Raw genomic sequence first — 20,069 nt, 5'->3', positions numbered from 1 at the left:
AACGATTCCGGCAATTATCAACGACATCGCCTGGGCGCGATGTCGATAAAGCCATCGTTTCAATCAGACTGGGCCTGCTGACTCTATGCGAATGCGCCTTATGTTACTGGGCGGCGGAAATGCCCTTGGGCAGGCGCTGATTCGCCTCGGTGCGGAGGAAGACATCGGTTTCCTCGCCCCCCGCCCGCCCGAAGACGGCTGGGATGCCGCGAGCCTGACACAACTGCTCGACGACACCCGTCCCGATGCATTGATCAACCTTGCCTACTACTTCGACTGGTTTCAGGCCGAGGCGGTGAGCGAATCGCGCCTGGCCGGCCAGGAGCGCGCGATCGAGCGTCTGGCGGAACTGTGCCAGCACCACAACATCGTCCTGCTGCAACCCTCCAGCTATCGCGTGTTCGACGGCTCCCGTGCCACCGCCTACAGCGAAAAAGACGAACCGGTGCCCCTGGGCCTGCGGGGTCAGGCGTTGTGGCGGATCGAGCAAAGCGTGCGCGCCACCTGCCCGCAACACGTGCTGCTGCGTTTCGGCTGGCTGCTGGACGACAGCCCGGACGGTGCCCTTGGCCGCTTCCTCGCCCGTGCCGAACAACCCGAAGAGCTGCTGATGGCCGACGACCGACGGGGCAATCCGACGCCGGTCGACGATGCCGCCCGCGTGATCATTTCAGTGCTCAAGCAACTCGATTGCGCGGCGCCGCTGTGGGGCACCTACCACTACGCCGGGCATGAGGCGACCACGCCGCTGGCGCTGGGGCAGGCGATTCTGACCGAAGCCCGCAGCCTGCATCCGCTGGCCATCGAAGCCCCGACCGCCCAGGCCCACGCCGCGCGTCCGGATGCCGCCGAAGAACCGCAACACGCGGTACTGGCCTGCAAAAAAATTCTGCACACCTTCGGAATCAAACCACGCGCCTGGCGTGCAGCGCTTCCCGGTCTACTGGACAGGTTCTATCGCCATGGCTGACAGCCCCGTTTTGATCACCGGTGGTGCCGGTTTCATTGGTTCACACCTGACTGACGCCCTGCTTGCCAGGGGCCATGCGGTGCGGATTCTCGATGACCTGTCCACCGGCAAGCACAGCAATCTGCCGCTGGATAATCCCAGGGTCGAACTGATCGTCGGCGACGTGGCCGATGCGGCTTTGGTTGCCCAGGCGATGGCCGGATGCAGCGCTGTGGCGCACCTGGCCGCCGTGGCTTCGGTGCAGGCCTCGGTGGACGATCCGGTGCGCACACACCAGAGCAATTTCATCGGCACGCTGAACGTCTGCGAAGCCATGCGCCAGACCGGGGTCAAACGCGTGCTGTTTGCCTCCAGTGCGGCGGTGTATGGCAACAATGGCGAAGGTGAGTCGATCGACGAAGACACGCCCAAGGCGCCGTTGACGCCTTATGCGGTGGACAAGCTGGCCAGCGAGCAATACTTCGACTTCTACCATCGCCAGCATGGGCTGGAACCGGTGATTTTCCGCTTCTTCAACATCTACGGCCCGCGCCAGGATCCGTCCTCGCCGTACTCCGGGGTGATCAGCATTTTCAGCGAGCGCGCCCTGAAGGGCTTGCCGATCACGGTGTTCGGCGATGGCGAGCAGACCCGGGATTTTGTCTACGTCGAAGACCTGGTCGACTTGCTGGTGCAGGCCATCGAAATGCCCCAGGTCGAAGTCGGTGCGGTCAACGTTGGCTGGAACCAGGCGACGACCCTCAAGCAAATGCTCGAAGCGCTCGAAGCCGTGGTCGGCAATTTGCCACCGGTGAGCTACGGCCCGGCACGCTCCGGTGACATTCGTCATTCCCGGGCGAACAACCGGCGCCTGTTGGAACGCTTCACGACCTCGGAGCAGACACCGATGCGTGTGGGGCTGGCGCGGTTGCTGGGGCGATAGATCGCTTCCATGCGGACATGAAAAAGGCGCCTTTTTACAGGCGCCTTTTTCACGGCCGGAATTTACTTACAGCTTGTGTAATTCCTGTGGCGAGGGGGCTCGTCGGATCGCCGCATCGCCCCGTTCGACTGCGCAGCAGTCGCCGTCATTTTTAAGTCTGCTCACCACCAAGCCTCATTCACCACCACGTGAACGTTCTTTAGAACTTGTAACCCAGACCCACCATGTAGATGAACGGGTCTACATCGACGTCCACCCGTGCCCGGGTGCCTGGTGCGATCGAGTTGTTCTCGACGGTGGCGCGGGTATCGATGTCGATGTAGCGCACCTGGGCGTTGATCATGATGTTATCGGTCAGCATGTAGTCAGCGCCGACCTGCCACGCCAGACCCCAGGAGTTTTCCGCCTTGAAGTTGCTGAAACCGGCGGACTGGGCCTGGCTGCCAACGTGTTCGTCGTAGATATAGGTGTAGTTGATGCCGCCGCCGACGTACGGCTGGAAGGCCGACTTCGGATCCAGCGGGTAGTACACCAGGCTCAAGGTCGGTGGCAGGTGCTTGAGGGTGCCGAGTTTGCCGTTGGCCGCGCTCAGGGCCGTGCCCTTGAGTTTCACGTCATGCTCGAACGGTGTGGCCGCCAGCAGCTCGATACCCAGGTGGTTGGTGAGCATGTAGGCGAAGTTCAAGCCCAGTTGCGTGTCGCTGCTCATGGTCGCCTTGCCGCCCAGGTCGGCGCCCGCCAGCGGGCCTTGATCGACCTTGACGCTGGAGCTGTCGGCTTCCGGGTTGACGGTGATTGCACCGGCGCGAAGGAGGATGTCACCGGCTTCGAAGGCATTGGCGAGCGGGGCTGCGAGCGCAAGGGCAACCAGCGAAGCTCTGAGCATGGACTTGTTCATGGGGGCTCCAGAGGACGTTAAAAATTTTGATGTCCAATGGTAAGGCGGCTAACGATTTGGTCTTTTGATGTAGCTCAATGAAATTGGCAAGGACTGGAGTTTGTAGCGATTTCGAGGGCCCCTTCGCGAGCAAGCCCGCTCCCACAGGGGGGAACGCATTCCAGTGTGGGAGCGAGCTTGCTCGCGATGGCGGACTGACAGTCGACACAAAACGACCTGATTCACTCCGGCAGTTCATACAGATAAATCTTGTCCGCCTCCATCTGATACCCGGCATCCGCCAACTCGCTGGTGGACGCCTTGACCTGCAGCGCGCCTTCGATCCAGTAAGGCTGATACAACTCATCCAGCTTCACGCCGACTTCGCTCTTGACGTGCACGATCTGGTTCGACGGCGGTGGCGGAACATGGATGCAGGCGCCGAAATACGGCACCAGCAGAAACTCCGTGGTACGTCCTTCCTCGCTCACCTCCAGCGGCACGATGTAACCCGGCAGGCGAATATTCTGGCCGTCGAGGGTCTTGACCACCGGTGCGTTGGGCATGTCCTGCTTGGCTGCTGGCGCCGACTCTGCAGAGAGCGTGCTGCTCATCTGCGACAGATCATGCAACGGCGTCATGTTCGGCACTTCTTTCGGCGCGTCGGGCGGGATCATCTCCGACCAGGCCAGGTCTTTTGGCTGGGCCGCCCACAGGGGCAGGGCGACCAGCATCAACAGCGCAAGTACAGCGCGGGGCATTTTCAACGTCCTCATAAACGGATCGACAAGCCATCGGCCAGGGATTGGCGATAGGCGCGCCAGGCCGGCACGCTGCCCATCAACAACGCGGCGACCAGGATGCCACCGAGCAGCGTCCATTCATACTCGCTCGGCCAGGACAGCGGCAGGAACAGGCCGTAGTTGGCTTGCACATAACCTTGGGCCGCCGCGATGCACACATACAGCAACGCCACGCCGGCGATCACGCCCGACAGCGCCAGGGCAAAGGCTTCGAGTACCAACAGCGTCGCGATGTGCCAGGGGCGTGCGCCCACCGAGCGCAGGATCGCCATTTCCCGACGGCGCTCGTTGAGGCTGGTGAGAATCGCTGTGAGCATACCGATCAATCCGGTCAGCACCACAAACAGCGAGACCACGAACAAGGCTTTTTCCGCAGTGCCCATCAGACTCCACAGCTCTTGCAACGCCACGCTTGGCAGGATCGCCAGCATCGGCTCGCCACGGAATTCGTTGATTTCCCGTTGCAGGGCAAAGGTCGAAATCTTGTTGTTGAGGCCGAGCATGAACGCGGTGATCGCTTGCGGCGTGAGGTCCATGTTGCGCGCCTGATCAGCCGTGATGCGGCCCTCGCCCCGGGCCGGCACGCCGTTATGCCAGTCGATGTGAATCGCTTCCATGCCACCGAGGCTGATGTGCAGCGTGCGGTCCACCGGTGTGCCGGTGCGCTTTAGAATGCCGACCACAGTGAACGGTTTGTCGTCGTGCTTGACCAGGCTGATCGCCGCCACGCCGTGGGCCAGCACCAGTTTGTCACCGAGTTTGTAGTGCAGTGCATCGGCGACTTCGGCACCGAGCACCACTTCGAACGGGTCGGTTTCGAAGGCGCGGCCATCGCTCAGTTGCAGGTGTTGCTGGCGACCGTACTGGTAATGCTCGAAGTAGGCTTCGGTGGTGCCCATCACCCGGTAGCCGCGATGGGAGTCGCCGAGGGACATCGGGATCGCCCACTTCACTTTCGGGTTGTTGGCGAAGTGTTCGAAGCTGTCCCAGCGGATGTTGTTGGTGGCGTTGCCGATGCGGAACACCGAGTACAGCAGCAGGTTCACTGAGCCTGAGCGGGCGCCGACGATCAGGTCGGTGCCGCTTATTGTGCTGGCGAAACTGGCCTTGGCTTCGGTGCGCACGCGCTCCACTGCCAGCAACAGGCACACCGACAGGGCGATGGCGAACGCCGTGAGGATCGCGGTGAAACGACGGTTAGCCAGGCTGGCCATGGCTAGACGAAACAGATACATCTCAGACCTCGGACGGGGTAGCGGCGCGATTGAGTTCGGCCAGCGACAGGTTGTGGTCGAACAGCGGCGCCAGGCTCTGGTCGTGGCTGACGAACAACAGGCTCGAGCCGGCTTCGCGGCACTCGGCGAACAGCAGGCGAATGAAGTTCTCGCGGGCGTCGTAATCGAGGGCTGAGGTCGGTTCGTCGGCGATCACCAGTTCCGGTTGACCGATCAGTGCGCGGGCGGCGGCGACCCGTTGCTGCTGGCCGATGGACAACGAATCGGCGCGGCGACCGAGGATGTTTTCATCCTTCAAACCCAGATGGGCGAGCAGTGTGGCGGCGGCTTTGTCGACGCTGCCGTGACGTTGTTTCGCCCGTTCGGCGCGCAGTTTCGAGAAGTGGCAGGGCAGTTCGACGTTTTCACGCACCGACAGAAACGGCAGCAGGTTGAACTGCTGAAAGATGTAGCCGGTGTGATCGACGCGGAAGTGGTCGCGAGCGCCGGCCGAGAGTTGCGTCAGCTCCTGGCCGAGCAGGCGGATGCTGCCGCGATCAGGCTTTTGCACGCCGCCGAGCAGACCGAGCAGGGTGGTCTTGCCGCTGCCGCTGGGGCCTTTGAGGAACAGGGTTTCGCCGCGCTCCAGGCGAAACGCCGGGATGTCCAGCAGCGGCGGGTGACCGGGCCAGCTGAAGCCCAGGTCGGACAGTTCGATGAGTGCTTGAGTCATGTGAAACCGGTCAGGTTGGTGGTGAACCCTTGTAGGAGCGAGCCTGCTCGCGAAAAACCTGAGAGCACCGAGGTGAATCAGGTTGCCCGCGTTATCGTTGGCGTCCATCGCGAGCAAGCTCGCTCCTACAGTGGGTCAGAATTTCAGCGCGGCAGCCTTGGCCGTCACTTCAACGCCTTGCTGCCCGCTCGGGCCGATCAGTTGTACCTGAATTTTTTGGGTGGCCGGGAAGCGGGTGAAAATATTCGCCAGGTCCAGTGACTTCAGTGCCGCTGGCGTGGCGCAAGTGAACTGATAGTGAGCGTGGATTTCGCTGTGATCATGGTGATGTTCGTGGCCGTCTTCGTCCTTGGCGTCTTCATCGTGATCATCGTCGGCATCGGGCTTGTCACCGAACAATGGACTTTCCAGTTCCTGGTTTTCCACCACGCAACCAGCGGCTGTTGGAAGGTTGAATAGCGCCAGTGGTTTTTCGAGCTGAGCGCGGACAGCGGCGACTTTAGCCTTGTCGGCATCGCTGGTGGCGACGTGCTCGAACCCCACCAGGTTCATGGCCGGGCTTTCCAGCTCCAGCTCCAGGGTCTTGCCGTCCAGCGCCGCATTCAGGCGTCCCACGCCATGTTCGTGGGCACCCAGGCTGCCATGCTCATGATCGTGTTCGTCGGCGGCATGGGCGACAGCCAGCGGCAACATGGCAAACGGCAGGGCGAGAAGCAGACGACGCATGGCGAGTCTCCGAAAAGTAAAATGAAGAAATTGTTATGTAATCTTATAACGTAATTGCGCAGAGTTTGACTGTCTGCTTGGCGTTGCACAAGTCCCATGGGAGCATGCAGGGAAGAAATGTGCGGGAGCATACCCATGTTGCGAATTCGCGGAAGCATCGGCGACTGGCCGGTGGATTTGACCCTGGAGATGGACGACGCGGACTGGGCGCGACTAGGGGCGCAGTTGCAGGTGGAAAAACCCCCGGTCAGCGTGCCAGCGGCGAAACCGTTGAACCAGGATGATGCGCTGTGGCAGATCGCTCGGGATTTGCTGCGCAAGGCCGGGCAGCTCAGTGGCCCGGACCTGCTCGATCAACTGGAAGGATTGACTGGCAGCGCGGCGGCGGGCAAGCGTCTGTTGGTGCGCTTGCGCCATAGTTCGGACGTGAAGGTGGAAAGCGGCGGGGATACACCGCTGTATCGCTGGTTGGTGTAGGAGCGAGCTTGCTCGCGATGGGCGTCAACGATAACGCGGGAAACCTGATTCACCTCGGTGCTCTCAGGTTTTTCTCGAGCAAGCTCGCTCCTACAGGGTCGGCTTAGTACAGCGCAGCAAACAACTTGCGGCGGTACGTGCTGACCAGCGGATGATCGTTGCCCAACAACTCGAACACCTGCAACAAGGTCTTGTGCGGCAAGCCTTCGCTGTAGCTGCGGTTGCGGGTGAACAACTTCAGCAATGCATCCAGCGCGGCGTCGTACTGCTGACGGGCCAATTGCTGGATCGCCAGTTGATAGACCGCCTCATCGTCCAGCGGGTCTTTCGCCAGTCGGGCCTTCAGGTCGGCGGCATCCGGCAAGTCCCTGGCCAGACCGAGAAACTTGATCTGTGCCTTGGCGCCGGCCAGCGCGGCCTTGTGCTCATCGCTCTTGACCGCATCCAGTACGGTTTGCGCTTCGCCCAGTTCACCGCGCTCGGTCAGGCAGCGGGCGTACAGGATCAGTGCCTTGGCGTTGGTGTTATCTTCACCCAGGATCACTTTGAGCTGCGCTTCGGCATCGGCAAAACGGCTGTCGTCGAACAGCGCCTGGGCCTGTTCGAACGGATCGGCGGCGGCCGGCGGCGGCATCTGCACATGGGGTTCGAGCAGGGCGCGCACGGCGGATTCCGGCTGCGCACCGGCAAAGCCATCGACAGGCTGGCCGTCCTTGAACAGCACCACGGTCGGCAGGCTGCGGATGCCGAAGCGGGCGACGATGTCTTGTTCGATGTCACAGTTGACCTTGGCCAGCAGCAACTCACCCTGATAGCTCTCGGCAATGCTCTGCAGCATCGGCATCAGCACTTTGCAGGGCGCGCACCATTCGGCCCAGAAATCCACCAGCACTGGTTTGTGGAAAGAGTTCTCGATCACCGACTGGTCGAAATCGGCAGTCGTGGCGTCGAAGATGTACGGCGTTTCCTGACTCATGGGGGATCTCTTGGAAGCGTGAATGGGGCAACTATACGACTTGGTGGGGGGCGGCCGGAAGCGGGGTGGCTGTGAGAGGTGCATTGCCTGGCCGGGCGCCTTCGCGAGCAAGCCCGCTCCCACAGTGGATTAATGAACGACATAGATCCAGTGTGGGAGCGGGCTTGCTCGCGAAGCTTTTAGCTAGCGCTGCGCGTGGTACAGGCTCACATGCCGAAACTCGTGGGGCTCGGCCAGATCCGGCAGGGTCATGGCTTCGAGCATTTCGATGCGCCGGTACAACGGGTGACGGAAATCCCTGACGCGGGAGTCCGCGACCAGTGCCTCTCGGCCGCGGCTGAGGAACTGGTCGAGCAGCGGCAGGTTGGCCCGGTCGTACAGCACATCCGCCACCAGGATCAGATCGAAGCGATCGGCCTCGGCGAAAAAGTCCGTCGAGTAATTGAGCTGTACGTTATTGAGCTCGGCATTGGCCCGACACGCGGCAATCGCCAGCGGGTCGAGGTCGCAGGCCAGTACTTCGAGCGCCCCGGCCTTCGCCGCAGCAATCCCCGCCACCCCGGAGCCGGCACCGAAATCCAGCACTCGCTTGCCTTCGACCCAATGGGGGTTTTCGGCCAGATAGCGGGCCACGGCCAGGCCGCTGGCCCAGCAGAAACTCCAGTACGGCGGTTCATGCAGGATGCGCCGGGTCTCTTCCGGGCTGAAGGCGCGGTCCATGTTGTCGCCGTCGATCAGCCACAACTTCAGGTCGGTCCCTGGTAACTCACAGGCGACCAATTGCGCATCACCGAGCAGTTCACCCAACGCCTTTTGCAGGTATAGCGGTGCGCTCATGGGGCTTTGACGAATTGCAGTTGGCCCAGGGCCTGGGTGGTCGGCTGGGTAATCAGTTGCGACGGCAGGTGCAGGATCAACTGCCCGGACTGACTGGCGCGGCCTCGCAGTTCAACGCGGGCCCCGGCCGGAAAGGATTCCGGATTGAAGCGCAGGTGAAACGGCAGAACCTGGTTGTTGCCGATCAGGCTGGAGCTGGCGAGCAATTGTTGCGGGCGGTCCTTATCGTCGATCACCAGCAATGCCAGTTCGACTTCAGCGCCAGCTGGAACGCCTTGCAAGGTGCCGCTCAGTTCACGCTGATGGGCGGGCAGAGGGCCGAGTGCGGCGGCCTCCCGGGCTTTCTTCTGCGCTTGCTGCGGCACCGGGCCAGGCGTTGGCGGCTGGGGCTTGGGTGCATCGCTGCTGCAGGCCACCAGCAGGCTGAAAACACTGAGCAAAATGAGCGGACGTAACGACATTGGTGGCTCCATAACGCTGAATTCCATGGATCAAGTGATCATCCCGTCTGTATACCGCAAACCCTATGGCTTGTCTTGCCACGGGGATGCGCTACCATGGCCCTCCCTTTTTTTGTTGCCTGCCACCATGCACTGTCCCTTCTGCGGTGCCAACGACACCAAGGTCATCGACTCGCGTCTGGTCGCCGAGGGCGAACAGGTGCGCCGCCGGCGTGAATGCCTGGCCTGCGGCGAGCGTTTCACGACGTTCGAGACGGCTGAACTGGTGTTGCCGCGCCTGATCAAAACCGACGGCAGTCGCCAGCCGTTCGACGAAGAAAAACTCCGCGCCGGCATGCAGCGCGCGCTGGAAAAGCGCCCGGTGAGTGTCGAGCGCCTCGAGTCGTCGCTGGTGCACATCAAACACAAACTGCGCGCCACCGGCGAACGCGAGGTCAAATCCCTCGTGGTCGGCGAACTGGTGATGGCCGAGCTGCAGAAACTCGACGAAGTCGCCTACATCCGCTTCGCCTCGGTGTATCGCCGCTTCCAGGACCTCAACGAGTTCCGCGAAGAGATCGATCGCCTGGCCCGTGAACCGGTGAAAGAATGACCACTTGCGCCGAACAAGCCATCCTCGACGCCCATTTCATGGCCCGTGCCCTGGAACTGGCGCGCAAGGGGCATTACACGACGCACCCCAATCCGCGGGTCGGTTGCGTGATCGTGCAGGGCGGGCAGATTGTCGGCGAAGGCTGGCACGAGCGCGCCGGCGAGCCCCACGCTGAAGTCCACGCCCTGCGCGCGGCCGGTGAGCAGGCTCGTGGCGCCACCGCTTACGTGACACTTGAGCCTTGCAGCCATCACGGCCGTACACCGCCCTGTGCCGATGCACTGGTCAATGCCGGTGTGGCCCGCGTGGTCGCGGCAATGCAGGACCCGAACCCGGAAGTCGCCGGTCGCGGTCTTCAACGCCTGGCCCAAGCCGGTATCGCCACCGAAAGCGGCGTGCTGGAAGGCGAGGCGCGCAAGCTTAATCAAGGCTTTCTGAAACGCATGGAACACGGCTTGCCGTTCGTGCGGGTCAAGTTGGCCATGAGCCTCGACGGGCGAACCGCCATGGAAAGCGGCGAAAGCCAGTGGATCACCGGCCCGGCGGCGCGCTCGGCAGTGCAGCGTCTGCGCGCGCAAGCCAGTGTGGTACTGACCGGCGCCGATACGGTGCTGGCGGACAACGCACGGTTGACCGTGCGCGCCGATGAGTTGGGGCTGGATGCAGAGCAAACAGCCTTGGCCATGAGCCGTCCGCCGCTGCGGGTGTTGGTCGACGGCCGCCTGCGGGTGCCGCTGGATGCACCGTTCTTCAAGGCAGGCCCGGCGCTGGTCGCCACCTGCGTGGCGGTTGAAGAGCAATATGCCAACGGTCCGGAGTGCCTGATCGTGCCGGGCTACGACGGTCAGGTCGATCTGCGTCAGCTATTGGTTGAACTCGCAACCCGTGGCGTCAACGAAGTGCTGGTCGAGGCCGGCCCGCGCCTGGCAGGTGCCTTTGCCCAACTCGGTCTGGTGGACGAGTTCCAGATTTTCATTGCCGGCAAGTTCCTGGGTTCCTCGGCGCGGCCGCTGCTGGACTGGCCGCTCGTGCAAATGAAGGATGCGCCCGAGCTCAAAATCATCGAAATTCGTGCCGTTGGCGATGACTGGCGAGTCATTGCGATTCCTTCGCCAGCCGCGAGCGTATAATTTCTGGCCATCGCTATAGCGCTGGCTTTGTTCTCGAGGAGAACCTCATGTTTACCGGCATCATCGAATCCATCGGCAGTATTCGTGCATTGACCCCAAAGGGCGGTGATGTGCGGGTTCACGTCGAAACCGGCAAGCTCGACCTGAGCGACGTCAAATTGGGCGACAGCATCGCGGTCAACGGCGTGTGCCTGACTGCCGTTGAATTGCCGGGCAATGGCTTTGCGGCGGACGTCAGTCGCGAAACCCTCGACTGCACCGCCATGAACGACCTGAAAAGCGGCAGCCCGGTCAATCTGGAAAAAGCCCTGACTCCGACCACTCGCCTCGGCGGGCATCTGGTCAGCGGTCACGTCGACGGCGTGGGCGAAGTGGTTGCCCGTACCGAAAATGCGCGCGCCGTGGAGTTCCGCATCCGCGCGCCAAAGGACCTGGCCAAGTACATCGCCCATAAAGGCTCGATCACCGTCGACGGCACCAGCCTCACCGTGAACGCAGTCGATGGCGCCGAGTTCCTGTTGACCATCATTCCCCACACCCTGAGCGAAACCATCATGGCGTCGTACCAGCCAGGCCGCCGGGTGAACCTGGAAGTGGACTTGCTGGCCCGTTACCTGGAGCGTCTGCTGCTGGGCGACAAGGCCGCAGAGCCAACCTCCAGTAACATCACTGAAAGCTTTCTGGCCGCCAACGGCTACCTCAAATCCTGACCCAAGGGGGTGCCTTGTGGCGCTCAATAGCATCGAAGAACTGGTTGAAGACATCCGCCAAGGCAAGATGGTCATCCTCATGGATGACGAAGACCGCGAGAACGAAGGCGACCTGATCATGGCCGCCGAGTGCTGCAAGCCCGAGCACATCAACTTCATGGCCAAGCACGCCCGTGGCCTGATCTGCATGCCGATGAGCCGCGAGCGCTGCGAACTGCTCAAGCTGCCGTTGATGGCGCCGCGCAACGGGTCCGGTTTCGGCACCAAGTTCACCGTATCGATCGAAGCGGCCACCGGCGTGACCACCGGCATTTCCGCCGCCGACCGTGCGCGCACCGTGCAGGCCGCCGCCGCCCGTGATGCAAAGGCTGAAGACATCGTCAGCCCGGGCCACATCTTCCCGCTGATGGCCCAGGCCGGCGGCACCCTGGCCCGTGCCGGCCACACCGAAGCGGCGTGCGACCTGGCGCGCATGGCCGGTTTCGAGCCGAGCGGGGTGATCTGCGAAGTGATGAACGACGACGGCACCATGTCCCGTCGTGCCGAGCTGGAAGCCTTTGCCGCCGAACACGACATCAAGATCGGCACCATCGCCGACTTGATTCACTACCGGATGATCCACGAACGTACCGTTCAGCGGATTGCCGAGCAGCCACTGGACAGCGAACTGGGCCAATTCAACCTGGTGACCTATCGTGATTCCGTGGAAGGCGATGTGCACATGGCACTGACCTTGGGCAACGTGTGTGCCGAAGAGCCGACCCTGGTTCGCGTGCACAACATGGACCCGCTGCGTGACCTGCTGATGGTCAAGCAACCGGGCCGCTGGAGCCTGCGCGCCGCCATGTCCGCGGTTGCCGAGGCTGGTAGCGGCGTGGTGCTGTTGCTCGGTCACCCGCTCGATGGCGACGTGTTGCTGGCGCATATTCGCGAAACCGCCGATCACGCGGCCGTGAAAAAACCGACCACCTACAGCACTGTCGGTGCCGGTTCGCAGATCCTGCGCGACCTTGGCGTACGCAAAATGCGCCTGATGTCGGCACCGATGAAATTTAATGCGATATCCGGTTTCGATCTGGAAGTTGTAGAATACGTGCCCTCCGAATAATGACCGGTTGTTCCCGGCCTTGAATTCGCGGCAAATAAATCACTGAGGGGCGCGTAGAAGACGCGTCCCGGCTCTTTAAGAGATCTAACGAATGACCCTGAAGACCATCGAAGGTACCTTCATCGCCCCTAAAGGCCGCTACGCTCTGGTAGTGGGCCGTTTCAACAGCTTCGTCGTTGAAAGCCTGGTCAGCGGTGCAGTTGATGCCCTGGTTCGCCACGGCGTGAGCGAAAGCGACATCACCATCATCCGCGCACCTGGCGCCTTCGAAATTCCGCTGGTTGCGCAGAAAGTCGCCCAGAAAGGCGAGTTCGCGGCAATCATCGCCCTGGGCGCGGTCATTCGTGGCGGCACTCCGCACTTCGAATACGTGGCTGGCGAGTGCACCAAGGGCCTGGCCCAGGTGTCCATGGAGTTCGGCGTTCCGGTCGCTTTCGGCGTCCTGACCGTTGATTCCATCGAGCAAGCCATCGAACGTTCCGGCACCAAGGCCGGCAACAAAGGTGCTGAAGCTGCCCTGTCCGCTCTGGAAATGGTCAGCCTGCTGGCGCAGTTGGAGGCCAAGTGATTAGCGACGAAAGCGATCGTTTCAACCCGCGCGATCCAAAGCCTGCGGATGCCGGCAAGCCATCGAAAAGCGCCAAGCGCCGCGAAGCCCGTCAGCTCGCGACCCAGGCGCTGTACCAATGGCACATGGCCAAGCAGTCGCTGAACGAGATCGAAGCGCAGTTCCGGGTCGATAACGATTTCAGCGATGTCGACGGCGCGTACTTCCGCGAAATCCTGCACGGGGTTCCGCAGTTCAAGACCGAAATCGACACCGCGCTCACGCCATGCCTGGACTTGACCATCGAAGAGCTGGACCCGGTTGAACTGGCCGTTCTGCGCCTGTCGACCTGGGAACTGCTCAAGCGCGTCGACGTGCCGTACCGCGTTGTGATCAACGAGGGTATCGAACTGGCCAAGGTCTTCGGTTCCACCGACGGCCACAAGTTCGTCAACGGTGTGCTCGACAAGCTGGCCCCGCGCCTGCGTGAAGCTGAAGTGAAGGCGTTCAAGCGCTGATTGGCGTTTGAATCAGCAATGGGCGAGTTTGAGCTGATCCGCAATTTCTTCGCCGCCGCGCCTTGTGCGCAGGGCGGCGAAGGCGTTGCCCTCGGGATTGGCGATGACTGCGCCTTGCTGGCTGTTCCCTCCGGGGAGCAGATGGCGATTTCTACCGATACGTTGGTGGCCGGCGTGCATTTCGCCGATCCCTGCGATCCGTTTCTGCTCGGTCAGCGCTCGCTGGCCGTGGCCGTCAGCGACCTGGCCGCCATGGGCGCCACCCCGATTGCCTTTACCCTTGCCCTGACCTTGCCGACGGTGACCGCCGATTGGCTGCAAGCCTATGCCCGTGGTTTGAACCAGATGGCGCAAAGCTGCGGCGTGGCGCTGGTGGGTGGTGACACGACCCGCGGGCCGCTGAGCCTGACCATGACCGTGTTCGGCCGCGTGCCGGCCGGTCAGGCGCTGACCCGCAGCGGTGCGCAACCGGGCGACCTGCTGTGTGTCGGCGGCAACCTGGGCAATGCCGCCGGTGCCTTGCCCTTGGTGCTCGGCCAGCGCACAGCCGAAGCGAGCATTGCCGAGCCGTTGCTGGCGCATTACTGGTCGCCGCAACCGCAGCTCGGTTTGGGTCAGGCGCTACGGGGCAAAGCCACTTCGGCGATGGATATCTCCGACGGCCTGCTCGCTGATTGCGGGCATATCGCGCTGGCGTCGAAGGTTGGTATTGAAGTCGAGCGGGATCGTTTGCCACTGTCGCAGAACCTGGTCGACTTTCTCGGCCAATCGGACGCACAGGTTGCGGCCCTGAGCGGCGGCGACGACTACGTCCTGGCCTTCACCTTACCGTCCGTCGAGTTGCCGCTATTGCTGGCCGATGGCTGGCCGATCCATGTGATTGGTCAAGTGGTGACGGGGCAGGGCGTGAAGCTGCTGGACGCCGATGGCAAAGACATCACCCCGCAAGCCCGGGGTTATCAACATTTTCGGGAGTCACCGTGACAGATCATCCCAAACAGGTCCCGGCGGAATTCGTACCGCCGTCGGTCTGGCGTAATCCATGGCATTTCCTGGCGTTCGGCTTTGGCTCGGGCACCTTGCCAAAGGCGCCCGGCACTTGGGGGTCGTTGGTTGCGCTGCCCTTTATTCCGTTGTGGCAGATGCTGCCCGACTGGGGTTACTGGCTGATGCTGGGCATCACCATGCTGTTCGGCTTCTGGCTGTGCGGCAAAGTGGCCGACGATTTGCGGGTACACGACCATGAAGGCATCGTCTGGGATGAAATGGTCGGGATGTGGATCACCCTGTGGCTGGTGCCGGAAGGCTGGCAGTGGTTGCTGGCGGGTTTCCTGATGTTCCGCTTCTTCGACATTCTCAAGCCATGGCCGATTCGCTGGATTGACCGGCACGTACATGGCGGCGTCGGCATCATGCTCGATGATGTCCTGGCCGGGGTGTTCGCCTGGTTGGCGATGCAGGGACTGGTGTGGTTTTTCGCCTGACCGGGGATTTCCAGGCGTTGATCATGAGAGCTGTTTATCGGGGGAAGCGGGGGATGACTGTACGCGGATTGATGGTGATGGCGTTCGCGATGTTTTGCTCTTTTGTCCAGGCGGGAGGAGGGGGTGCTACGCCACCGTCGGTGATTCATCTGGCCAGCGAAGAGTGGGAAGGCTACACCGCCGCTGACGGTCATGGACTGGGTTGGGACGTGCTACGGCAAGTGTTTGAGCCGGCGGGCGTCAAGGTCGACATCCGCACCGAGCCCTACGTACGCTCGCTGGGCCTGGCCGAACGTGGCGAGGTCGATGCCTGCGTCGGTTCCTATCGTGACGATTCTGAGGGTGTGCTCTATCCCCATTGGAACTTCGACACCGATCACATCTATGCCCTGGGCCTGGTCAGCAGTCCGGTACCCACCCCGCAAACCCTGGGCAATTATCGACTGGCCTGGGTTCGCGGCTACGACTACCAGGATTACTTGCCCAATGTGCGCCACTTCGACGAAGTGCAGCGGCGTACCGGCATCGAGTCGATGCTGATCCACAATCGTGCCGACTTTTACATCGATGCCCTGACCGAAGTCGATGACGTCATCAAGCGCGCCAAGGATCCGTCCCAACTGCGGCGCACCCATATCGCCGAGTTGCCGCTGTACCTGTGCTTTGCCAAGACCCCGAAGGCACGCACGTTAATGGCCCTGTTCGACCAGCGCATGGAGCAACTGGTGAAAAGCGGCGAGTTGAAACCGATTTTTGAACGCTGGAAACAGCCGTATCCGTTTGATTCGAACTGACACGGTTCTTACGGCTGACGATGTACCCATTGTGGGAGCGGGCTTGCTCGCGAAAGCGGTGTGTCATGCAGCAATGATGTCGACTGACACGACGCCTTCGCGAGCAAGCCCGCTCCCACATTGATTGTGGTGCGGCGTATATCAAACATTTTGATAGTTATCGCCGATAATTCAGCCTAAGCGTCCTCCGGAACCTGCTGTTACAATGCCGGCTCTGCGAATCTTCAGACTTTTAGATCAGGAGCACACCGGTGCCTGTCGTTTTTGTCGCCGCTTCCAAGCTGCCAACGCCTTTTGCGCAATTCACCATGCATGGCTTTCTCGATGAAGCCACCGGCCGCGAGCACGTTGTGCTGAGCCTGGGTGAATTCGACGACGGTGCCCCGGTACTCGGCCGGTTGCACTCCGAATGCCTGACGGGCGATGCCCTGTTCAGCCAGCGTTGCGACTGCGGCTCGCAACTGGAGGCCGCCTTGCAGGCCATCGCCCGCGAAGGTCGTGGCGTATTGCTCTACCTGCGTCAGGAAGGCCGGGGCATTGGTCTGCTGAACAAGATCCGCGCCTATGAGCTGCAGGACGGTGGTGCCGACACCGTTGAAGCCAACGAACGCCTGGGCTTTGCCGCCGACCAGCGTGACTACGCCATGTGCCTGCCGATGCTGGAGCACTTGGGCGTGAAGTCACTGCGCCTGATGACCAACAACCCGCGCAAGGTCAAAGCCTTGACCGACATGGGTATCGTGGTCGCCGAGCGCGTGCCGCTGCACACCGGCCACAACCCGCATAACCGACTCTACCTGGCGACCAAGGCCAGCAAGCTCGATCACATGATGGGCAATGAGCATCAGGGCGAGGTAGACCGGGCGTGACCCGCGGTCAGGTGCGGCGGCGACTGTCCGTCAACTGGTGGCAATACCTGGCACTGGCCTTGTTGCCGCTGTTTGTGATCAACGCGGTGTTCGGCCAGAGCGAAGCCATTCTGCCGGTGCTGGCGATGCCGTTGTTCATCGCCGGAGTTGCTTCGATGTTTGTCAGCCTGAAGTTTTTCGGCGCCTACAAACACGCACTGATCGCCACCCAGAAAGCCCTCGATACCCCTGAAGAACCTGCTGCCTGGATCAGTCTGGCGGCCAAGCGGCGCACGGCATTCCTGGCTGCCGGGCTGCCGGCCTGGATCGCTGCCCTGGCGGTGTTCGTCGGTCTCGAAGCCGTGCCGCTGATGCTGCTGGCACTGTCGACCGCCGTGTTGTTCTACCTCTACCGTATTCCGCGTCAACTCGGTTGATGCGCGCGCTCTGGCTGGCAGTGTTGCTGCTGGCCGCCAGTGGGTCGGCCGTCGCGGTCGAACGGGTTGTCAGCCTCGCACCGTCGCTCTCTGAAATCGTCGTTGAACTGGGCTCCGCCGACCTCCTGGTCGGTGTGCTGGACGCCGGTGAGCGACCTGCCGAACTCAAGGGCCTGCCCTCCGTTGGCCGCTATGGCCAGCTGGACATGGAGCGCTTGCTCAGCCTCAAGCCCGATCTGGTGCTGCTATGGCCCGGTAGTGTCGGCCCGGCCCAGCGTGACCAGCTCAAGCGCCTGAACATTCCCACCTACGTCGCCGAGCCCCATAGCCTGGACCAGCTCGCCGCGCAGATCGAGGCCATTGCTGCTGAGCTCGATCGGCCTGAACGCGGAATTTCATTGGCCAGCGATCTACGCCAGCGGCTGGATGAATTGCGCCAGCGCTATCGCCGGGACAAGCCGTTACGAGTCTTCTATCAGGTCTGGGATCGGCCGCTGTACACGGTTGGCGGCGAGCAGATCATCAGCGATGCACTGGAGGCCTGCGGTGCGCAAAACGTGTTTGCCGACCTGAAGCTGCCGGCACCGCAAGTCAGTGTGGAGGCGGTGTTGCAGCGTAATCCCGAGGTGATTCTGGCCAGCGATCAGGCGCAGCTTGATGCGTGGAAAGCCTGGCCGCAGGTGGCGGCGGTATCACAAGGACAATTGCGCCTGGTGACGGACAAGGGCCTGGAGCGGCCGAGTGGGCAGATGATCGAGGCAACGGCAAAGCTTTGTCATTTGATTGCGCCCTGTGGCGAGGGGGCTTGCCCCCGTTCGGGTGCGCAGCACCCGCAATCAGATTAATGCGATGTACCTGAGAAATAGGGGTATAGGATTTTGGGGCTGCTTCGCAGCCCAACGGGGGCAAGCCCCCTCGCCACAAATGATCGAGTCTGGCTTTAGATCTCTGGTGTCCAGGTCACCCCAAACATCCACGCCGACCTTCCTCGCGATACCCATACTGGCTACCTTGGTAGCTGTACAGCGCCCGGCTGTAACCCTTGTCCAGCAGGTTGTCGACCTTCAGTTCCAGCTTGATTTCACGATTGAGCTCCCAGCTGCTGCGCAGTCCCAATAAGGCATAGCCGCCGAGGGGTTGTTGATTGTTCAAGTCGTCATAGCTGCTGCTGACCGCTTGCCAGCTGGCGCCGAGGCCCAGGCGATCGAACTGTCGGTCCAAGTCCAGGCTCAAGGTGCGCCGCGCACGGCGGGCCAGGGTGTGGCCCGTATCACGGTCGCGTGGGTCGATGATCGCCACGCCAAGGTTGCTCTGCCAGCCGAACAGTTCCTGCTTCAGCGCTGCTTCGAAGCCGTTGATCCGTGCCGAGGCAACGTTTTCAGGGCGTGAGTTGCTGCCGAAAATAATCGCGTCTTCAAGGTCGGTGCGATACAGCGACGTCTCCAGGCGACTGCTCTCGGTCAATTGGCTGCGCCATTGCAGCTCATAGCTCTTGGATGTTTCGGGTTTCAGGTCCGGGTTGCTGAAGTCCGGGTAGTACAGGTCGTTGAACGTCGGCGCGCGGAAGCCTTCGCTATAGGTCAGCAGCACTTCGTTGTCCGGGTTCAGCGGCAGGGTGAAGGTGCCGCTCCAGGTGTTCTGGCTGCCGAACTGCTGGTTATCGTCGTGACGCAGACCCAACTCCGTGGAGAAGCTGTCGGCCTGAAAGCGATGCTGGATAAACGCGGCGCGGTTCCAGCGGCTGTCTTCGTCGAACGCTGTGGTGCTGTTGATTCGGTCTTCGTACCAGTCGCCGCCCAGCATCAGGCTATTGCGCTCGTTGAGCGTCAGGTCGTTCTGCCAGTTAACCGAGTCGCGGTAGGTGTTGAAGATGCTGCGTTCGTCACTGAGCTTGTCGAGGGTTTTCTCGCGGTTTTCGCTGTGGCCGAATTCAACACGGGTTTTCCATACTTTATTGATCTGTGCATCAATGTAGCTGCTGACGCTGCTCACATTGAAGTCGTTGTAGGGCTGCTGTTGATAGGACTTGTCCGTCACGTAATCGTAACGGCCGAACGGACTATCAAACTCGCTCTTGCCACGGTTATCCAGCAGGTTGGCGCCGATTTCGATGTCTTCCGTCAGGGCGTGACTCAGGCTCAGGCTGAGGGATTTGTTGCGGTAGGCGTCGTGATCGCCATCACTGGGATACGACTCGTGGGTGCGATTGATCCCGGCGGTTTCGTCGAGGCTGGCGCCGAGGTTGAAGCGGGTTCGCTCATCACCACCGGACAGGCCAAGGCTGCGCTCCCAGGTCTGATTACTGCCAAAACCGGTGTGCATGCGCGGTTGCAGGCCTTGTTCACCGCCGCGGCGGGTGAAGATCTGGATCACCCCGCCAATCGCATCGCTGCCGTAAATCACCGAGCGGGAGCCGCGCAGCACCTCCACGCGCTCGACCTGTTCGATATTGATGTGTTGCAGGTTGCTGTCGCCGGAGGTCGAACTGCCGATGCGTTGGCCATCCACCAGCACCAGGCTCTGGGCCGACTGGGTGCCGCGGATGTAGACCCCCGGAATGCTGCCGCGCCCGCCGGACTGCGAGACTTGCACACCCGGTACCCGACGCAACAGGTCAGTGACGCTATCGGGTTGCAGGCGATCGATGTCGTCGCGGGTGAACACGGTGTTGGCGGCGCTGCTGTCATTGCGCGCTTCGACCTGGCGGTTGGCGCTGATCAACACGTCGGGCAGCTTCAGGGCCTGGTCGCGTTCGAAGGTGTCGGCCAGGGCGTAGGCGGTGGGCAGCAGAAAAAGAGGCAGGGCGAGGCGGGAAAACTTCATGGGTAGTCCGATGGTGTTTCGTGGAGCACACAAATCAAATGTGGGAGCGGGCTTGCTCGCGAAGGCGGTGTGTCAGTCAACG

At 61.8% G+C, this 20,069-nt stretch carries 23 protein-coding genes and 1 pseudogene; 15 read left to right on the top strand and 9 right to left on the bottom strand.

The window, feature by feature from the left end:
- The first annotated feature begins 85 nt into the window (after window positions 1-85).
- Window positions 86-970: a sugar nucleotide-binding protein gene (locus tag KGB29_RS13900; RefSeq protein ID WP_008053852.1), complete on the top strand. Its 885-nt coding sequence runs from the start codon at window positions 86-88 to the stop codon at window positions 968-970.
- On the top strand, window positions 963-1,892 hold the full coding sequence (locus KGB29_RS13895) for an NAD-dependent epimerase/dehydratase family protein (RefSeq protein WP_102670736.1): 930 nt from the start codon (window positions 963-965) through the stop codon (window positions 1,890-1,892). The genes KGB29_RS13900 and KGB29_RS13895 overlap by 8 nt, the downstream gene beginning before the upstream one ends.
- 199 nt (window positions 1,893-2,091) lie before the next feature.
- Here the strand turns inward: KGB29_RS13895 and KGB29_RS13890 are convergent, their stop codons facing one another.
- The 5 genes from KGB29_RS13890 to KGB29_RS13870 form a co-directional block, all read right to left on the bottom strand.
- The gene (locus tag KGB29_RS13890) at window positions 2,092-2,790 is read right to left on the bottom strand and encodes an OmpW/AlkL family protein (RefSeq protein WP_150813873.1); all 699 of its coding nucleotides are present in this window, start codon (window positions 2,788-2,790) and stop codon (window positions 2,092-2,094) included.
- 221 nt (window positions 2,791-3,011) lie between these two features.
- Complete coding sequence (locus KGB29_RS13885; protein WP_057713118.1) at window positions 3,012-3,530, bottom strand: DUF3299 domain-containing protein; 519 nt, start codon at window positions 3,528-3,530, stop codon at window positions 3,012-3,014.
- 11 nt (window positions 3,531-3,541) lie between these two features.
- A complete protein-coding gene (locus tag KGB29_RS13880; RefSeq protein WP_223616447.1) occupies window positions 3,542-4,807 on the bottom strand; it encodes an ABC transporter permease in 1,266 nt (421 codons plus the stop codon).
- A gap of 1 nt (window position 4,808) precedes the next feature.
- Window positions 4,809-5,519 (bottom strand): ABC transporter ATP-binding protein, encoded by a 711-nt coding sequence (locus tag KGB29_RS13875; RefSeq protein WP_057713120.1) that lies wholly within the window; start codon window positions 5,517-5,519, stop codon window positions 4,809-4,811.
- 135 nt (window positions 5,520-5,654) lie between these two features.
- Complete coding sequence (locus KGB29_RS13870) at window positions 5,655-6,245, bottom strand: DUF2796 domain-containing protein (protein WP_150813875.1); 591 nt, start codon at window positions 6,243-6,245, stop codon at window positions 5,655-5,657.
- 135 nt (window positions 6,246-6,380) lie between these two features.
- On the opposite strand from KGB29_RS13870, the gene KGB29_RS13865 reads away from it, so the two are divergent.
- The gene (locus tag KGB29_RS13865) at window positions 6,381-6,722 is read left to right on the top strand and encodes a hypothetical protein (RefSeq protein ID WP_057713122.1); all 342 of its coding nucleotides are present in this window, start codon (window positions 6,381-6,383) and stop codon (window positions 6,720-6,722) included.
- A 103-nt stretch (window positions 6,723-6,825) separates the two neighbouring features.
- On the opposite strand, the gene trxA is transcribed toward KGB29_RS13865, so the two are convergent.
- The 3 genes from trxA to KGB29_RS13850 all read right to left on the bottom strand — a co-directional run bounded on the left by trxA (window position 6,826) and on the right by KGB29_RS13850 (window position 8,996).
- Window positions 6,826-7,698: a thioredoxin gene (gene trxA / locus KGB29_RS13860; protein ID WP_057713123.1), complete on the bottom strand. Its 873-nt coding sequence runs from the start codon at window positions 7,696-7,698 to the stop codon at window positions 6,826-6,828.
- Between the two features lie 183 nt (window positions 7,699-7,881).
- The gene (locus KGB29_RS13855) at window positions 7,882-8,535 is read right to left on the bottom strand and encodes a class I SAM-dependent methyltransferase (RefSeq protein ID WP_150813876.1); all 654 of its coding nucleotides are present in this window, start codon (window positions 8,533-8,535) and stop codon (window positions 7,882-7,884) included.
- Entirely contained in the window at window positions 8,532-8,996 is a 465-nt protein-coding gene (locus KGB29_RS13850; protein ID WP_057713125.1) for a YbaY family lipoprotein, read from the bottom strand. The genes KGB29_RS13855 and KGB29_RS13850 overlap by 4 nt, the downstream gene beginning before the upstream one ends.
- 127 nt (window positions 8,997-9,123) lie before the next feature.
- On the opposite strand from KGB29_RS13850, the gene nrdR reads away from it, so the two are divergent.
- The 12 genes from nrdR to KGB29_RS13785 all read left to right on the top strand — a co-directional run bounded on the left by nrdR (window position 9,124) and on the right by KGB29_RS13785 (window position 18,009).
- The gene (gene nrdR, locus KGB29_RS13845; RefSeq protein WP_003228656.1) at window positions 9,124-9,588 is read left to right on the top strand and encodes a transcriptional regulator NrdR; all 465 of its coding nucleotides are present in this window, start codon (window positions 9,124-9,126) and stop codon (window positions 9,586-9,588) included.
- Window positions 9,585-10,718 carry a bifunctional diaminohydroxyphosphoribosylaminopyrimidine deaminase/5-amino-6-(5-phosphoribosylamino)uracil reductase RibD gene (gene ribD, locus KGB29_RS13840; protein ID WP_150813877.1) on the top strand — a complete coding sequence of 378 codons (1,134 nt, stop codon included), beginning with the start codon at window positions 9,585-9,587 and terminating at the stop codon, window positions 10,716-10,718. The genes nrdR and ribD overlap by 4 nt, the downstream gene beginning before the upstream one ends.
- Window positions 10,719-10,765: 47 nt before the next feature.
- On the top strand, window positions 10,766-11,428 hold the full coding sequence (locus KGB29_RS13835; protein ID WP_007906836.1) for a riboflavin synthase: 663 nt from the start codon (window positions 10,766-10,768) through the stop codon (window positions 11,426-11,428).
- Window positions 11,429-11,444: 16 nt separating this feature from the next.
- The gene (ribBA, locus tag KGB29_RS13830) at window positions 11,445-12,536 is read left to right on the top strand and encodes a bifunctional 3,4-dihydroxy-2-butanone-4-phosphate synthase/GTP cyclohydrolase II (RefSeq protein WP_007970163.1); all 1,092 of its coding nucleotides are present in this window, start codon (window positions 11,445-11,447) and stop codon (window positions 12,534-12,536) included.
- Between the two features lie 91 nt (window positions 12,537-12,627).
- Entirely contained in the window at window positions 12,628-13,104 is a 477-nt protein-coding gene (ribE, locus tag KGB29_RS13825; protein ID WP_003228649.1) for a 6,7-dimethyl-8-ribityllumazine synthase, read from the top strand.
- Window positions 13,101-13,601 carry a transcription antitermination factor NusB gene (nusB, locus tag KGB29_RS13820; RefSeq protein WP_057713127.1) on the top strand — a complete coding sequence of 167 codons (501 nt, stop codon included), beginning with the start codon at window positions 13,101-13,103 and terminating at the stop codon, window positions 13,599-13,601. The genes ribE and nusB overlap by 4 nt, the downstream gene beginning before the upstream one ends.
- Window positions 13,602-13,619: 18 nt before the next feature.
- Complete coding sequence (gene thiL, locus KGB29_RS13815) at window positions 13,620-14,585, top strand: thiamine-phosphate kinase (protein WP_150813878.1); 966 nt, start codon at window positions 13,620-13,622, stop codon at window positions 14,583-14,585.
- Window positions 14,582-15,085 carry a phosphatidylglycerophosphatase A gene (locus tag KGB29_RS13810; protein WP_007970166.1) on the top strand — a complete coding sequence of 168 codons (504 nt, stop codon included), beginning with the start codon at window positions 14,582-14,584 and terminating at the stop codon, window positions 15,083-15,085. Before thiL ends, KGB29_RS13810 begins: the two co-directional genes overlap by 4 nt.
- A 53-nt stretch (window positions 15,086-15,138) precedes the next feature.
- Window positions 15,139-15,879: a substrate-binding periplasmic protein gene (locus KGB29_RS13805; RefSeq protein ID WP_150813879.1), complete on the top strand. Its 741-nt coding sequence runs from the start codon at window positions 15,139-15,141 to the stop codon at window positions 15,877-15,879.
- A gap of 251 nt (window positions 15,880-16,130) precedes the next feature.
- Window positions 16,131-16,748 carry a GTP cyclohydrolase II gene (ribA, locus tag KGB29_RS13795; RefSeq protein ID WP_008053837.1) on the top strand — a complete coding sequence of 206 codons (618 nt, stop codon included), beginning with the start codon at window positions 16,131-16,133 and terminating at the stop codon, window positions 16,746-16,748.
- Window positions 16,745-17,164: a hypothetical protein gene (locus KGB29_RS13790; RefSeq protein WP_057713130.1), complete on the top strand. Its 420-nt coding sequence runs from the start codon at window positions 16,745-16,747 to the stop codon at window positions 17,162-17,164. Before ribA ends, KGB29_RS13790 begins: the two co-directional genes overlap by 4 nt.
- Complete coding sequence (locus KGB29_RS13785; RefSeq protein WP_150813880.1) at window positions 17,164-18,009, top strand: cobalamin-binding protein; 846 nt, start codon at window positions 17,164-17,166, stop codon at window positions 18,007-18,009. Before KGB29_RS13790 ends, KGB29_RS13785 begins: the two co-directional genes overlap by 1 nt.
- 95 nt (window positions 18,010-18,104) lie before the next feature.
- On the opposite strand, the pseudogene KGB29_RS13780 reads toward KGB29_RS13785, so the two are convergent.
- A pseudogene (locus KGB29_RS13780) lies at window positions 18,105-19,987 on the bottom strand (TonB-dependent receptor domain-containing protein).
- Between the last annotated feature and the right edge of the window lie 82 nt (window positions 19,988-20,069).

Source organism: Pseudomonas sp. BF-B-30 (genome assembly GCF_019956305.1).
GTDB classification, from domain to species: Bacteria; Pseudomonadota; Gammaproteobacteria; order Pseudomonadales; family Pseudomonadaceae; genus Aquipseudomonas; species Aquipseudomonas jessenii.
Note: the sequence above shows the minus strand (reverse complement) of the source record. Positions and strands in the feature narration are given on the sequence as shown.